General features: G+C 65.8%; 13 protein-coding genes and 1 tRNA gene. 10 read left to right on the forward strand and 4 right to left on the reverse strand.

All coding sequences use genetic code 11. The features are described 5' to 3' along the window. Positions 1-5: 5 nt before the first annotated feature. Together ACAM52_RS08090 and ACAM52_RS08095 are read right to left on the reverse strand one after the other, a co-directional pair. Positions 6-1,466, reverse strand: coding sequence for a polyhydroxyalkanoate depolymerase (locus ACAM52_RS08090; RefSeq protein ID WP_369646672.1), 1,461 nt, complete (start codon positions 1,464-1,466; stop codon positions 6-8). A 155-nt stretch (positions 1,467-1,621) separates the two neighbouring features. Then, a complete protein-coding gene (locus tag ACAM52_RS08095) occupies positions 1,622-2,818 on the reverse strand; it encodes an amino acid aminotransferase (protein WP_369646673.1) in 1,197 nt (398 codons plus the stop codon). Between the two features lie 105 nt (positions 2,819-2,923). Between ACAM52_RS08095 and uvrB the strand changes: the two genes are divergently transcribed. From uvrB to ACAM52_RS08145, 10 genes are all read left to right on the forward strand, one after another. Beyond that, complete coding sequence (gene uvrB, locus ACAM52_RS08100; RefSeq protein ID WP_369646674.1) at positions 2,924-5,041, forward strand: excinuclease ABC subunit UvrB; 2,118 nt, start codon at positions 2,924-2,926, stop codon at positions 5,039-5,041. Between the two features lie 238 nt (positions 5,042-5,279). Beyond that, positions 5,280-5,816 carry a Fe-S cluster assembly transcriptional regulator IscR gene (gene iscR / locus ACAM52_RS08105; protein WP_056580055.1) on the forward strand — a complete coding sequence of 179 codons (537 nt, stop codon included), beginning with the start codon at positions 5,280-5,282 and terminating at the stop codon, positions 5,814-5,816. 88 nt (positions 5,817-5,904) lie between these two features. After that, positions 5,905-7,125, forward strand: coding sequence for an IscS subfamily cysteine desulfurase (locus tag ACAM52_RS08110; protein ID WP_062473230.1), 1,221 nt, complete (start codon positions 5,905-5,907; stop codon positions 7,123-7,125). Between the two features lie 50 nt (positions 7,126-7,175). Next, entirely contained in the window at positions 7,176-7,598 is a 423-nt protein-coding gene (gene iscU / locus ACAM52_RS08115) for a Fe-S cluster assembly scaffold IscU (RefSeq protein ID WP_062473231.1), read from the forward strand. A gap of 1 nt (position 7,599) precedes the next feature. Beyond that, on the forward strand, positions 7,600-7,923 hold the full coding sequence (gene iscA, locus ACAM52_RS08120; RefSeq protein ID WP_007828190.1) for an iron-sulfur cluster assembly protein IscA: 324 nt from the start codon (positions 7,600-7,602) through the stop codon (positions 7,921-7,923). Between the two features lie 63 nt (positions 7,924-7,986). Next, positions 7,987-8,505 (forward strand): Fe-S protein assembly co-chaperone HscB, encoded by a 519-nt coding sequence (gene hscB, locus ACAM52_RS08125; RefSeq protein ID WP_095947180.1) that lies wholly within the window; start codon positions 7,987-7,989, stop codon positions 8,503-8,505. Positions 8,506-8,511: 6 nt separating this feature from the next. Beyond that, positions 8,512-10,374, forward strand: coding sequence for a Fe-S protein assembly chaperone HscA (gene hscA / locus ACAM52_RS08130; RefSeq protein ID WP_307693152.1), 1,863 nt, complete (start codon positions 8,512-8,514; stop codon positions 10,372-10,374). 13 nt (positions 10,375-10,387) lie between these two features. Then, on the forward strand, positions 10,388-10,726 hold the full coding sequence (gene fdx / locus ACAM52_RS08135) for an ISC system 2Fe-2S type ferredoxin (protein ID WP_062473234.1): 339 nt from the start codon (positions 10,388-10,390) through the stop codon (positions 10,724-10,726). Continuing rightward, on the forward strand, positions 10,726-11,433 hold the full coding sequence (gene dnaQ / locus ACAM52_RS08140; protein WP_070061050.1) for a DNA polymerase III subunit epsilon: 708 nt from the start codon (positions 10,726-10,728) through the stop codon (positions 11,431-11,433). The genes fdx and dnaQ overlap by 1 nt, the downstream gene beginning before the upstream one ends. Before the next feature lie 75 nt (positions 11,434-11,508). Continuing rightward, positions 11,509-11,583, forward strand: a tRNA-Val gene (locus ACAM52_RS08145). A gap of 120 nt (positions 11,584-11,703) precedes the next feature. Here the strand turns inward: ACAM52_RS08145 and gmd are convergent. Further along, on the reverse strand, positions 11,704-12,741 hold the full coding sequence (gene gmd, locus ACAM52_RS08150; protein WP_369646675.1) for a GDP-mannose 4,6-dehydratase: 1,038 nt from the start codon (positions 12,739-12,741) through the stop codon (positions 11,704-11,706). A gap of 35 nt (positions 12,742-12,776) precedes the next feature. After that, entirely contained in the window at positions 12,777-14,264 is a 1,488-nt protein-coding gene (locus ACAM52_RS08155) for a mannose-1-phosphate guanylyltransferase/mannose-6-phosphate isomerase (RefSeq protein ID WP_369646676.1), read from the reverse strand. Positions 14,265-14,308: the final 44 nt, after the last annotated feature.

Here is a 14,308-nt window from a genome sequence, read left to right on the forward strand (position 1 = left end):
GCGGCTCAGCGCGCGGCGCTGGCGCGGGGCTTCTTTGCCGCTGCGGCCGGCTTCTTGGCAGCCGGCGCGGCCTTCACGGCGACGGCCTTCTTGGCGGCGACCGGCGTCTTGCGGGCCGCAGCGGTTGCCACGGCCTTCACCTTCTGGCCGGGCTTGATGCGGTCTTCGGCCGGCAGCTCTTCGCGCGCACCGGCGCGGCGCTGGGGCTCGTCGCTGGCCGCGATGAAGTTGCGCACCTTCGGGTAGACCAGGTCGCGCCAGCGGCGGCCGCTGAAGATGCCGTAATGGCCCGCGCCCTTGACCTCGTAGTGCTCGCGCTTGGCGTCGGCGATGCCGGTGCACAGGCTGTGCGCGGCCTGGGTCTGGCCCGAGCCGGAGATGTCGTCGAGCTCGCCTTCGACGGTGAGCAGGGCGGTGGCGTGGATGTCCTGCGGACGCACGCGCTCCACCTGGCCGGCGGGGCTCTTCACGTCCCAGGTGCCGTTGACCAGGTCGAAGTCCTGGAACACCGTGCGGATGGTCTCCAGGTAGTAATCCGCGTCCATGTCGAGCACGGCGTTGTACTCGTCGTAGAACTTGCGGTGGGCTTCGGCGCTGGCGTCGTCACCCTTGATCAGGTCCTTGAAGTAGTCGTAGTGGCTGCTGGCGTGGCGGTCGGGGTTCATGGCCACGAAGCCCGTGTGCTGCAGGAAGCCCGGGTAGACCTTGCGGCCCGCGCCCGGGAAGCCTTGCGGCACGCGGTAGATCACGTTGTTCTCGAACCACTCGAAGCTCTTGTTGGTCGCGAGGTTGTTCACGGCCGTGGGCGATTTGCGCGCGTCGATCGGGCCGCCCATCATGGTCATCGTGAGGGGCAGCGGCTCGCCGCGGCTGGCCATGAGCGACACGGCCGCGAGCACCGGCACGGTGGGCTGGCACACGCTCACGACGTGGCAGTTGCCGTACTCGGCCTGCAGGCGGCGGATGAACTCCTGCACGTAGTTGATGTAGTCGTCCAGGTGGAACTCACCGTCGGACAGCGGCACCAGGCGCGCGTTCTTCCAGTCGGTGATGTAGACCTTGTGGTCCTGCAGCATGGTGCGCACGGTGTCGCGCAGCAGCGTGGCGTAGTGGCCCGACAGCGGCGCCACGATCAGCACCACGGGCTGGCTCTTGAGCGTCTTGAGGATGTGCGGTTCGTCGGTGAAGCGCTTGAAGCGGCGCAGTTCGCAGAAGGGCTTGTCGAGCTCGACGGCCTCCTGGATCACGACCTCTTCGCCGTCGACCTTGACGGACTTGATGTTGAACTCGGGCTTCTCGTAGTCCTTGCCCAGCCGGTACAGCAGGTCATAGCCGGCGGCCATGCGCTGTGCCATCGGCAGTTGGCTCCAGACGGCGCCGGGACCGTAGAGCTTGGAGGCGGCCTGGGCGAAGTCCGAGAAGGGCTCCATCAGGGAACGCTGGGCTTCGTAGAGTTGATAGAGCATCGCGGGTCTTTGAGTGGATGTTGCAGTGCAATATATCAGTGCATTTGCCGCGGCGCAGGGGGCCGAACCCTAGCCCGCAGCGGGCTGGATTCGGCTTCTGTGGCCGAATGTGAACGAATCGTCAAAAAATCGATTCAGTCACACCCGGTTGTCACCTAGATGACCTTCGCAATCGACGCGCAGACGTAGTCGATGTTCTTGCTGTTGAGCGCGGCGACGCACATGCGGCCGGTGTCGGTGCCGTACACGCCGAACTCGTTGCGCAGGCGCACCATCTGGTCCTTGGTCAGGCCCGAGTAGCTGAACATGCCGATCTGGGTGGTGATGAAGCTCATGTCTTCCTTCACGCCGGCGGCCTTCAGGCCGTCGACCAGCTTCTGGCGCATGGCCTTGATGCGCACGCGCATCTCGCCCAGTTCCTTTTCCCACAGGGCGCGCAGCTCGGGGGTGCCCAGCACCGCGGCCACCACGGCGCCGCCGTGGATCGGCGGGTTGCTGTAGTTGGTGCGGATGGCGATCTTGAGTTGCGACAGCACGCGGCCGGCTTCTTCCTTGTTCTCGCACAGCACCGACAGGGCGCCGACGCGCTCGCCGTACAGGCTGAAGCTCTTGGAGAACGAGGTGGAGACGAAGAAGGTCAGGCCGGCGTCGACGAACTTCGCAACCGCCGCGCCGTCTTCCTTCAGGCCGTAGCCGAAGCCCTGGTAGGCCATGTCGAGGAAGGGCACGAGGCCCTTGGCCTTGACGGCGGCGACGACCTGGTCCCACTGCGCGGGGGTGATGTCGTAGCCGGTCGGGTTGTGGCAGCAGGCGTGCAGCACGACGATGGTGCCGGCCGGTGCCGCGTTCAGGGCGGCCAGCATGCCGTCGAAGTTGATGCCGCGCTGGGCGGCGTCGTAGTAGGGGTAGCTTTCGACCGTGAAACCGGCGTTGGTGAACAGCGCGCGGTGGTTTTCCCAGCTCGGGTCGCTGATCAGCACGGTGGCGTTGGGGTTGAGCTTCTTGAGGAAGTCGGCGCCGACCTTCAGGCCGCCGGTGCCGCCGATGGCCTGGATGGTAGCCACGCGGCCGGAGGTGACGGGCTCGCTCTCGGGGCCGAAGACCAGGCCCTTGACGGCGTTGTCGTAGGCCACGATGCCGTCGATCGGCAGGTAGCCGCGGGCCGAGGGGGCCTTCATCATGTTCTGCTCTGCGGCCTGCACGCACTGGAGCAGGGGCAGCTTGCCGTTGTCGTCGTAATACACGCCGACGCCGAGATTGACCTTGAGGGGGTTGGTGTCGGCTGCAAATTGCTCGTTGAGGCCGAGGATCGGGTCGCGCGGCGCCATTTCGACCGCGGTGAACATAGACATGGAAAGGTCCTTTGGGATGAAAGCTTCGCTGGCAACCGGAGGAGGCTTTATCCTTTCCGGTTGCCTTGAATTTTACCGGCGCCACGCCACCTGTCGGGAACAGCCATGCCAGAGAACACCGAAGCCATAGCAGACCTGAAGAAAGTCGACCCGATCGGGCCGGCGAAACAGGGCGAATTCATCCGCTACCCCGACTCGCCGTTCGAGCTGTTCCAGCCTTATCCGCCGGCAGGCGACCAGCCCACGGCCATCGACGGCCTGGTGGCCGGGGTGCTCGACGGCGAGGTGTACCAGACGCTGCTGGGCGTGACGGGCTCGGGCAAGACTTTCACCATGGCCAACGTGATTGCCCGGCTGGGCCGCCCGGCCATCGTGTTCGCGCCCAACAAGACACTGGCGGCGCAGCTGTACAGCGAATTCCGCGAGTTCTTCCCGAAGAACGCCGTCGAGTACTTCGTGAGCTACTACGACTACTACCAGCCCGAGGCCTACGTGCCGCAGCGCGATCTGTTCATCGAGAAGGATTCCTCGATCAACGAGCACATCGAGCAGATGCGCCTGTCGGCCACCAAGAGTGTGCTGGAGCGGCGCGACACGGTCATCGTGGCCACGGTGAGCGCCATCTACGGCATCGGCACGCCCGAGGACTACATGGAGATGCGGCTGATTGCCCGCGTCGGCGACAAGGTTGGTCAGCGCGATCTGATCTCGCGGCTCATTCGCATGCAGTACACGCGCAACGAGCAGGACTTTGCGCGGGGCACGTTCCGGGTGCGCGGCGACACCATCGACGTGTTTCCGGCCGAGCACAGCGAGCTGGCGATCCGCTTCGAGCTGTTCGACGACGAGATCGAGTCGCTGCAGCTGTTCGACCCGCTCACCGGGCGCATCCGCCAGAAGGTGCCGCGCTTCACGGTGTACCCGTCGAGCCACTACGTGACGCCGCGCGACAAGGTGCTGGCGGCGGTTGAAACCATCAAGATCGAGCTGGCCGGCCGGCTCAAGGAGCTGACTGGCGCGGGCAAGCTGGTCGAGGCGCAGCGGCTGGAGCAGCGCACGCGCTTCGACCTCGAGATGCTGGCCGAGATCGGCCACTGCAAGGGCATCGAGAACTACACGCGGCACCTCTCGGGCGCGCAGCCCGGCGACCCGCCGCCCACGCTCACCGACTACATGCCGAAGGACGCGCTGATGTTCCTCGACGAGAGCCACCAGATGGTCGGCCAGCTCAGCGCCATGTACAACGGCGACCGGGCGCGCAAGGTCACGCTGGTCGAGTACGGCTTTCGGCTGCCGAGCGCGCTGGACAACCGGCCGCTCAAGCTCGAGGAGTTCGAAAAGCGGGTGCGCCAGTGCATCTTCGTGTCGGCCACGCCCGCGCAGTACGAGAAAGACCATGCGGGCAACGTCGTCGAGCAGCTGGTGCGGCCCACCGGGCTGATCGACCCCGAGGTCGAGGTGCGCCCCGCCACGCACCAGGTGGACGACGTGCTGGGCGAGATCCGCATCCGCGTCGAGAAGAACGAGCGCGTGCTGATCACCACGCTGACCAAGCGCATGGCCGAGCAGCTCACCGACTACCTGGGCGACAACGGCGTGAAGGTGCGCTACTTGCACAGCGACGTCGACACGGTCGAGCGGGTCGAGATCCTGCGCGACCTGCGCCTGGGCACCTTCGACGTGCTGGTGGGCATCAACCTGCTGCGCGAGGGGTTGGACATTCCCGAGGTGTCGTTGGTGGCGATCCTCGACGCCGACAAGGAAGGTTTCCTGCGCGCGGAGCGCTCGCTGATCCAGACCATCGGCCGCGCGGCGCGCAACCTGAACGGCAAGGCCATTCTTTATGCCGACCGGATGACCGAGTCGATGAAGAAGGCCATGGGCGAGACCGAGCGCCGCCGCAACCGGCAGATCGCCCACAACGAGGCGAACGGCATCACGCCGCGCAGCATCGTGAAGCAGGTGCGCGACCTGATCGACGGCGTCTACAGCGAAAAGACGGGCAAGGAAATGGCCAAGCTCGACCTGGAACGCGCCAAGGTCGAGGACATGAGCGAGAAGGACATCGCCCGGGAAATCAAGCGGCTCGAAAAGCAGATGCTGGAGCACGCCCGCAACCTCGAGTTCGAAAAAGCGGCCCGGGTGCGCGACCAGCTGGCGCTGCTGCGCGAGCAGGCTTTCGGGGCGTCGGGCGGCGACAACATCGCCGGTTTGGCGTCCTGATTTCGGCTAGGCCATAAGTTCGCTTTCTTCAAGCGAACCGCGCTGGGGTTTACCCGAGCAGATCTCAGGGGCTTCTGCTATACTTGACCGAAATACTCAACAACAAAGAACTTCGCGATGAAGGACCGACTCCTACCGGCTGGTTCACCAGCGTCGGGGTCGGGCAGGGCGGAGACGAAGTCACCGCGGCCCAAGGCTGTGGTGTCATTTCAACGGTAAGCACTTGAAGGAGCTTGCGATGCGTCTCACTACCAAAGGCCGTTTTGCGGTCACAGCAATGATCGATCTGGCGTTGCGTCAGAACACCGGTCCGGTCACGCTGGCTGCGATCAGCCAGCGGCAGCAGATTTCGTTGTCGTACCTCGAACAGCTGTTCGGCAAACTGCGCCGCCACGAGCTGGTCGAATCGACCCGCGGCCCCGGCGGCGGCTACAGCCTCGGACGCAAGGCGGCGGACATCACGGTCGCCGACATCATCGTGTCCGTCGACGAGCCGATCGATGCCACGCAGTGCGGCGGCAAGGAAAACTGCCTCGGTGAGCAGGGTCGCTGCATGACCCACGAGCTCTGGGCCTCGCTGAACCAGCGCATGGTCGAGTTCCTCGACTCCGTCACGCTGCAGAAGCTGGTCGACGACCAGATCGCCAAGGGCGTGCAGATCGAGAACAAGCCGGTCGTCAAGCGCGCCATCTCGGCCCAGCCGGTGGTCAAGCCCATCCGCGTGAACGCACCGAATTCGGTCTTCGCCCTCGGCAACGTCTTCGCGAAGTCCTGACCCCGATGAGTCCGGCGATGCCTGCGGGCATCGCCCTGAGTTTGCCCTGATCCCAGAACACAACCCCCCACGCCAGCCCGAGCCAGCCATGGACGTCACTCCTCATTTCCCGATCTATCTCGATTACGGCGCCACCACGCCGGTCGACCCGCGTGTGGTCGACGCCATGATTCCCTGGTTGCGCGAACATTTCGGCAACCCGGCATCGCGCAGCCACGCCTGGGGCTGGGAAGCCGAAGAAGCGGTCGAGAAAGCGCGCGGCCAGGTGGCCGACCTGATCAACGCCGACCCGCGTGAAATCGTCTGGTCGTCGGGCGCCACCGAGTCGATCAACCTGGCGCTCAAGGGCGCGGCCCACTTCTACAAGGGCAAGGGCAAGCACCTGATCACCCTGAAGACCGAGCACAAGGCCGTGCTCGACACCATGCGCGAACTCGAGCGCCAGGGCTTCGAAGTGACCTACCTCGACGTCGAGGAAAACGGCCTCGTCGATCTCGAGAAGTTCAAGGCGGCCATCCGCCCCGACACCATCCTGGCCAGCGTGCTCTTCGTGAACAACGAAATCGGCGTGATCCAGGACGTGGTCGCGCTGGGCAATGCCTGCCGCGAAAAGGGCGTGATCTTCCACGTCGACTCGGCCCAGGCCACCGGCAAGATCGACATCGACATCACGAAGCTGCCCATCGACCTGATGAGCCTGGCTTCGCACAAGACCTACGGCCCCAAGGGCATCGGCGCGCTGTACGTGCGCCGCAAGCCGCGCATCCGCCTCGAAGCGCAGATGCACGGCGGTGGCCATGAACGCGGCATGCGTTCGGGCACGCTGCCCACGCACCAGATCGTCGGCATGGGCGAGGCCTACCGCATCGCCAAGCTCGAGATGAAGGACGACATCGCCCATGCGGCGCGTCTGCAGAAGCGCCTGCTCGACGGCCTGAAGGATGTCGAGCAGGTCTTCATCAACGGCGACCTCGAGCGCCGCGTGCCGCACAACCTGAACATGAGCTTCAACTACGTCGAAGGCGAGTCGCTGATCATGGGCATCAAGGGCCTAGCGGTGTCGTCGGGTTCGGCCTGCACCTCGGCCAGCCTGGAGCCCAGCTATGTGCTGCGCGCCCTGGGCCGCAGCGACGAGCTGGCCCACAGCAGCCTGCGCATGACCATCGGCCGCTTCACGACCGAAGAAGAAATCGACTACGCCATCTCGACCATCAAGCACAACGTCGCCAAGCTGCGCGAGCTGAGCCCCCTGTGGGAGATGTTCCAGGACGGCGTCGACATCAGCACGATCCAGTGGTCGGCCCACTGACCCAGGCCAGCCCAAGGCTCCACGATTGAACAAAGTTTGAGAGGTACACCATGGCATATTCTTCCAAGGTCATCGACCACTACGAAAATCCCCGCAACGTCGGTTCCTTCGAAAAGGGCGACGACTCGGTAGGCACCGGCATGGTCGGCGCACCGGCTTGCGGCGACGTGATGAAGCTGCAGATCAAGGTCAACCCCGAAACCGGCGTGATCGAAGACGCACGCTTCAAGACCTACGGCTGCGGCTCGGCCATCGCCTCGTCGTCGCTCGTGACCGAATGGGTCAAGGGCAAGACGCTCGACGAAGCGGCAGCCCTCAAGAACGCGCAAATTGCCGAAGAACTGGCACTGCCGCCGGTCAAGATCCACTGCTCGATCCTCGCGGAAGACGCCATCAAGGCGGCCGTGAGCGACTACAAGGCCAAGCACGGCGCCAAGACCCCCGAGTCGACCGCTGAAGCTGCTGTTCACTGAGATGGCCGTCACGCTGACCGAAGCCGCTGCGCGCCACGTCACCCGCTACCTCGGCAAACGAGGCAAGGGCGTGGGCGTGCGGCTGGGCGTGAAGACCACCGGCTGCTCGGGCCTGGCCTACAAGCTCGAGTACGTCGACGAGTTCACGCCTGAAGACGTGGTGTTCGAAGACCACGGCGTGAAGGTGCTGGTCGACCCGAAGAGCTTGGCCTACATCGACGGCACGCAGCTCGACTTCGTGCGCGAAGGCCTGAACGAGGGCTTCAAGTTCATCAACCCGAACGAACGCGACCGCTGCGGCTGCGGCGAAAGTTTTCGCATCTGATGCGTTGTCGCTGACCGCGACCACAGCCGCCACCATGTCATGTGCTGGCGGTTTTTTCTTGCCATGAATCTGAACGACACCGACTTCCAATTGTTCGCCGTCCCGGCGACCTTCGCGCAGGACCGCGCCGTGCTCGACGCGCGCTGGAAGGAGCTGCAGCGCGAGGCGCACCCGGACCGCTTTGCCGCGCAGGGCGCCGCCGCGCAGCGCGTGGCCATGCAGTGGTCGGTGCGCATCAACGAGGCCTACCAGCGGTTGAAAGACCCGATCCGCCGCGCGAGCTACATCTGCGAACTCAACGGCGCACCGCTGAATGCGGAGAACAACACGGCGATGCCCGGCGCCTTTCTGATGCAGCAGATGGAGTGGCGCGAAGCGCTCGACGACGCCCGCGACATCGCCGCTGTCGAGGTGCTGCAGGAGGACGTCGAAACCACGCGCGCCCGCGCACTCTCGTCGCTCGACTGGCTGATCGACGAAAAGGGCGACTACCCCGGCGCCGTGCAGCAGGTGAGAGCCCTCATGTTCATTGAGCGCTTCAGCCAGGACGTCGAAACAAAACTCGATCAGTTGGGACAATAAGCCCTTATGGCTCTTCTTCAGATTTCCGAACCCGGCCAGGCGCCCGACCCGCACCAGCGCCGCATCGCCGTGGGCATCGACCTGGGCACCACGCACTCGCTGGTGGCCTCGGTGCGCAACGGCGTGGCCGAGTGCCTGCCCGACGACCAGGGCCGCGTGCTGCTGCCCTCGGCCGTGCGCTACCTCGAGGGCGACCGCCGCCAGATCGGCTTCGACGCCGTGGCCGCGCGCGCACAGGACCCCGCCAACACCATCACCTCGGTCAAGCGGCTCATGGGCCGCGGCCTGGCCGACATCGCGAACCGCGACGCCATGTCGTACCGCATCGGCGGTGACGACGGCGGCATGGTCAAGGTGCAGACCTCGGCCGGCGAGAAGTCGCCCGTCGAGATCAGCGCCGAGATCCTGGCCACGCTGCGCTACCGCGCCGAAGACACCTTCGACGACGAGCTCTACGGCGCCGTCATCACCGTGCCGGCCTACTTCGACGAAGGCCAGCGCCAGGCGACCAAGGACGCCGCGCAACTGGCAGGCCTGAACGTGCTGCGCCTGATCAGCGAGCCGACCGCCGCCGCCATTGCCTACGGCCTGGACAACGCCAGCGAAGGCGTCTATGCGGTCTACGACCTGGGCGGCGGCACTTTCGACATCTCGATCCTGCGGCTCACGCAAGGCGTGTTCGAAGTGATCGCGACGGGTGGCGATTCGGCCCTGGGCGGCGACGACTACGACCACGCCATCGCGGACTTCGTGCTCGCGCAGACCGGCCGCCAGGCCGGCAGCGACAACGACCGCGCCGCGCTGCTCGTGGCCGCACGCACCGCCAAGGAAGCGCTGACCGATGCCGAGTCGACCCTCTTCAGCGCCGCGCTGGCGGGCGGCCATGCCGAGTTCACGCTGACGCGCGCGCAGTTCTTTGCCGCCACGCAGGCGCTCACCGACCGCACCCTCGCGGCCGTGCGCAAGGCGTTGCGCGACGCGAAGCTCAAGCCCGAAGAGTTGCAGGGCATCGTGCTCGTCGGCGGCTCCACGCGCATGCCGCAGATCCGCAGCGCGGTGGCCGCCTATTTCGGCCGCGAACCACTGATCAACCTGAACCCCGACGAGGTCGTGGCGCTCGGCGCCGCGATCCAGGCCAACCAGCTGGCCGGCAACAACGGTGCGGGCGAGTTGCTGCTGCTCGACGTGATCCCGCTGTCGCTCGGCATCGAGACCATGGGCGGCCTGGTCGAGCGCATCGTGCCGCGCAACCAGACCATCCCGACCGCGATGGCGCAGGACTTCACGACCTACCAGGACGGCCAGACGGCGCTGGCGCTGCATGTGGTGCAGGGCGAGCGCGACCTCGTGTCCGACTGCCGCAGCCTCGCGCGCTTCACGCTGCGCGGCATCCCGCCGATGGCGGCCGGCGCGGCGCGCATCCGCGTGACCTTCACCGTCGACGCCGACGGCCTGCTGAGTGTGAGCGCCAAGGAGCAGGGCAGCGGCGTCGAGGCCAGCGTGGCGGTCAAGCCGTCGTACGGCCTGTCGGACGACCAGATCGCGACCATGTTGCAGGAAAGCTTCTCCACCGCCCAGCAGGACATGCAGGCCCGTGCGCTGGTGGAATCGCGCGTCGATGCCGACCGCATGCTGCTGGCCACGCAGAGCGCGCTCGATGCCGACGGCGACCTGCTGAGCACGGAAGAGCGCGCTGCCATCGACGCCTCGATGGCGCGGCTGCGCGATGTTGCCAAGAGCAGCAACGAGGCCGCCGTCATCGAAGCCGCCACGAAGGCGCTGGCCAACGACACCGAAGCCTTCGCCGCCCAGCGCATGAACGCGGGCATTGCACGCGCGCTCGCGGGCCGCAAGGTCGAATCCCTGTAGACAGAACCATTTCATGCCCACGATCAAGATCTACCCGCATCCCGAGTACTGCCCGCAAGGCGCCGAGATCACCGCGCCCGCCGGCACCTCGATCTGCGAGGCCCTGCTCGACAACGACATCAACATCGAGCACGCCTGCGAGATGAGCTGCGCCTGCACCACCTGCCACGTGATCGTGCGCGCGGGCTTCGACTCGCTGAACGAGGCGGAAGAGGGCGAAGAAGATTTGCTCGACCGCGCCTGGGGCCTGGAACCGCAATCGCGCCTGAGCTGCCAGTCGATCCTGGCGCAGGAAAATGTGACGATCGAGATTCCGAAGTACTCGATCAACCACGCCAAGGAAAACCACTGATGTCGCGCCAGATCGTTCTCGATACGGAAACCACGGGGCTCTCTGCCGAAAACGGCGACCGCATCATCGAGCTGGGCTGCGTGGAGCTGTTCGCGCGCAAGCTCACCGGCAACGACCTGCACATCTACTTCAACCCGGAGCGCGAAAGCCACGAGGACGCGCTCAAGGTCCACGGCCTGACCACCGACTTCCTGCGCGACAAGCCGAAGTTCGCCACGCTGGGCAAGGACATCATCGAGTACCTGCGCGACGCCGAGCTCATCATCCACAACGCGGCCTTCGACGTCGGCTTTCTCAACAAGGAATTCGAGCGCGCCGGCCTGCCGCCGCTCAAGACCTTCGTGAGCGAAGTGACCGACACGCTGGCCATGGCCAAGCTGGTGTACCCGGGCAAGCGCAACTCGCTCGACGCGCTGTGCGACCGCTTCGGCGTCGACCGCTCGAACCGCACCTTCCACGGCGCCAAGCTCGACGCGCAGCTGCTGGCCGACGTCTACATCAACCTCACGCGCGGGCAGGATGCACTGCTGATCGACGTGGCCTCGAACGAACCCGCGCAGGGCACGACGGTCGTGGCCATCGACCTGAGCCAGTTCGAGCTGCCGGTGATCGCGGCGGCCGAGCATGAACTCAGCGCGCACGAGGCCGTGTTGTCGCAACTCGACAAATCCAGCGGCGGAAAAACTTTATTTCGCCAAAACGGCTGAAAAGCTATGGCATAATCTGAGGCTTCGCACAACGCGATACGTGTTCAAGACACTGAACTCAAAAGCAGTGTCTCAGGGCGGTTAGCTCAGGGGTAGAGCACAGCATTCACACTGCTGGGGTCGGAGGTTCGAAGCCTCCACCGCCCACCATTTCAGACCTACGACAGACGGCACCATCAGGTGCCGTTTTCGTTTCAGGCGGCACCTTCGGGTGCCGTTTTTGTTGGTCCCGCGCAAATCCCGATGCCATTCAGGACGGGTCTTCCGCACTCAGAACGACCGGCCCTCGCGGTTGCGCCGCAGATCGGCCTCCACCATCATCGCGCACAGCTCCTCCAGCGTCGTCCGGGGCTCCCAGCCCAGCGTCTTCCTGGCATGCGACGCATCGCCGATGAGCAGTTCCACCTCCGCCGGCCGATAGAACTTCGGATCGATCCTCACGAGGACCTTGCCGCTCTCGCGGTCGATGGCGACCTCTTCCTGCGCCGACCCTTCGAACCGGAGTTCGTAGCCCGCGGCCCTGAACGCCATGTCGACGAAATCCCGCACGGTTTCCGTGCGGTTGGTGGCGAGCACGTAGTTGTCCGGCTTGTCGGCCTGCAGCATGCGCCACATGCCATCGACATATTCCTTCGCATAGCCCCAGTCGCGCTTGGCATCCATGTTGCCCAGCGTGAGCACATCGAGCTTGCCGAGCCTGATCTTGGCGGCCGCGTCGGTGACCTTGCGCGTCACGAATTCGCGGCCGCGCAACGGGCTCTCGTGGTTGAAGAGGATGCCGCAGCAAGCGAAGAGCCCGTAGCTCTCGCGGTAGTTCATCGTCATCCAGTGGGCGAAGAGCTTGGAGACGCCGTACGGGCTGCGGGGATAGAAGGGCGTGTCTTCCTTCTGCGGAATGGCCTGCACATTGCCGAACATCTCCGACGTCGAGGCCTGGTAGTACCTGATGCCGCGGTCCGTCAGGCGGATCGCGTCGAGCAGGTGGAGGGTGCCCAGTCCGTTGATGTTCGTGGTGGCTTCGGGCTGGTTGAAGCTCGCGCCCACGTAGCTCTGCGCCGCCAGGTTGTAGACCTCGTCGGGCTGCGCATCGCGAATGAGCGTGATCGAACTTCCCAGGTCCGTCAGGTCGTACTCCACGAGATGAAGCTCCGGATGGTCCTGGATGCCGAGCGACTCGATGCGCCAGAAGTTCACCGAACTGGTTCGGCGGAAGGTTCCGTAGACGGTGTAGCCCTTGCCCAGCAGCAGCTCGGCCAGGTACGCCCCGTCCTGTCCGGTAATGCCAGTGACGACAGCACGTTTTTTCATGGCTTCAATGAGGTGAGAGGAAGGGAAGGGACGGGTCAGGCCGGCGCATCGACGCCGCGTTCGGCCGTGGGCTGCAGGGCCGCTTGCAACGCGAGCGCCTCGCGCTTCTCGGCCGCGGGGCAGCGGCCGTAGGTGTCGTCGAAGCGCACGATGTCGTCTTCGCCGAGGTAGCTGCCGGTCTGCACCTCGATCACTTCCAGCATCGTCTTGCCGGGGTTCTCCAGCCGGTGGATGGTGCCCGAGGGCAGGTAGATCGACTCGTTCTCCCGCACCAGCAGCACCTCGCCGCCGCGCGTGGCCTTGGCCGTGCCCTTGACGACGATCCAGTGTTCGGCGCGGTGGTGGTGCATCTGCAGCGACAGCTTGCCGCCGGGCTTGACGGTCAGATGCTTCACCTGGAAGCGCTCGCCGGTGTCGATGCTGTCGTAGGCGCCCCAGGGCCGCACCACGCGGCGATGCTCGGTGGCCTCGACCGTGCCCTCGCGCGCCAGCATGCGCACCACCTCGGCCACCTGTTCGGCGCAGTCCGCGCCCGCGACCAGCACCGCGTCCGGCGTGTCCACGATGATCAGGTCCTCGGTGCCGAGCGCCACCACCGGCCGGTGCGGCGCATGGACGAAGGTGTTGCGCGAATTCAGCACGCTGCCCGCGCCGCTCACGCGGTTGCCCGCCTCGTCGGCCGGGTGCAGCTGGGCCACCGCGTTCCAGCTGCCCACGTCGCTCCAGGCGCCCTCGAAGCGCACCACCGCGACGTCGGCGTGCTTCTCGAGCACCGCGTAGTCGATGCTGTCGCTGCGGCAGCCTTCGAAGGCCTCGCGGTCCAGCCGCACGAAGCTGCCGTCGACCGACACCGCGGCGGTCGCGCGTTCGCAGGTGGCGAGGATGTCGGGCGCGTGCGTGCGCAGTGCCGCGACCAGCGTGCGCGCCTGGACCAGGAAGATGCCCGCGTTCCAGCAGTAGTTGCCTTGCAGGATCAGCGTTTGTGCCACCGCCGCCGTCGGCTTCTCGACGAAGCGCGCCACCGCGTGGCTGGGGCCATGGCCCGTGGCCCCGGCCGCCTCGATGTACCCGTAGGCCGTGCTCGGAAAACTGGGCGCGATGCCGAAGGTGACGATCCTGCCTGCCAGGGCTGCTTCGACGCCGCTGCGCATCGTGGCCTCGAACAGCGCCACGTCGGGAATGTGGTGGTCCGCGGGCGCAAAGAGCAGCAGGTCGTCGGGCTCGGCCAGCAGCGCCGCCGCGGCCATCGCGGCGGCCGTGTTGCGGGGCACGGGCTCGAGGATCTGGCGGCCCTGCGCGTGCGCGTTCTCGATCGCCTCGCGCACCAGGAAGCGGTGCTCTTCCGACGCGACGCAGGTGATCGTCCGGTTCAGGGTCGCGAGCCGTTCGAGCGTGAGGTGCAGCAGGCTCTTGTTGCCCACGATCGGTGCGAACTGCTTGGGAAAGGCCTTGCGCGACAGCGGCCACAACCGCGTGCCGCTGCCGCCGCACAGGACCACGGGATGGATGGTGGGGGTGTTCATGGTGACCAGCCTTTGTGTGTGCAGTGGGTGATGAACCGGATCGC

Source organism: Variovorax sp. V118 (assembly GCF_041154445.1).
Taxonomy (GTDB): domain Bacteria; phylum Pseudomonadota; class Gammaproteobacteria; order Burkholderiales; family Burkholderiaceae_C; genus Variovorax; species Variovorax boronicumulans.

Excerpts from the sequence above, each read along its gene's own strand:
- iscR (WP_056580055.1), top strand. The coding sequence starts at position 5,280 with ATGCGTCTCACTACCAAAGGCCGTTTTGCGGTCACAGCAATGATCGAT.
- fdx (WP_062473234.1), top strand. The coding sequence starts at position 10,388 with ATGCCCACGATCAAGATCTACCCGCATCCCGAGTACTGCCCGCAAGGC.
- ACAM52_RS08090 (WP_369646672.1), bottom strand. The coding sequence starts at position 1,466 with ATGCTCTATCAACTCTACGAAGCCCAGCGTTCCCTGATGGAGCCCTTC.
- uvrB (WP_369646674.1), top strand. The coding sequence starts at position 2,924 with ATGCCAGAGAACACCGAAGCCATAGCAGACCTGAAGAAAGTCGACCCG.
- dnaQ (WP_070061050.1), top strand. The coding sequence starts at position 10,726 with ATGTCGCGCCAGATCGTTCTCGATACGGAAACCACGGGGCTCTCTGCC.
- ACAM52_RS08095 (WP_369646673.1), bottom strand. The coding sequence starts at position 2,818 with ATGTCTATGTTCACCGCGGTCGAAATGGCGCCGCGCGACCCGATCCTC.
- iscU (WP_062473231.1), top strand. The coding sequence starts at position 7,176 with ATGGCATATTCTTCCAAGGTCATCGACCACTACGAAAATCCCCGCAAC.
- ACAM52_RS08155 (WP_369646676.1), bottom strand. The coding sequence starts at position 14,264 with ATGAACACCCCCACCATCCATCCCGTGGTCCTGTGCGGCGGCAGCGGC.
- hscA (WP_307693152.1), top strand. The coding sequence starts at position 8,512 with ATGGCTCTTCTTCAGATTTCCGAACCCGGCCAGGCGCCCGACCCGCAC.
- ACAM52_RS08110 (WP_062473230.1), top strand. The coding sequence starts at position 5,905 with ATGGACGTCACTCCTCATTTCCCGATCTATCTCGATTACGGCGCCACC.
- gmd (WP_369646675.1), bottom strand. The coding sequence starts at position 12,741 with ATGAAAAAACGTGCTGTCGTCACTGGCATTACCGGACAGGACGGGGCG.
- hscB (WP_095947180.1), top strand. The coding sequence starts at position 7,987 with ATGAATCTGAACGACACCGACTTCCAATTGTTCGCCGTCCCGGCGACC.
- iscA (WP_007828190.1), top strand. The coding sequence starts at position 7,600 with ATGGCCGTCACGCTGACCGAAGCCGCTGCGCGCCACGTCACCCGCTAC.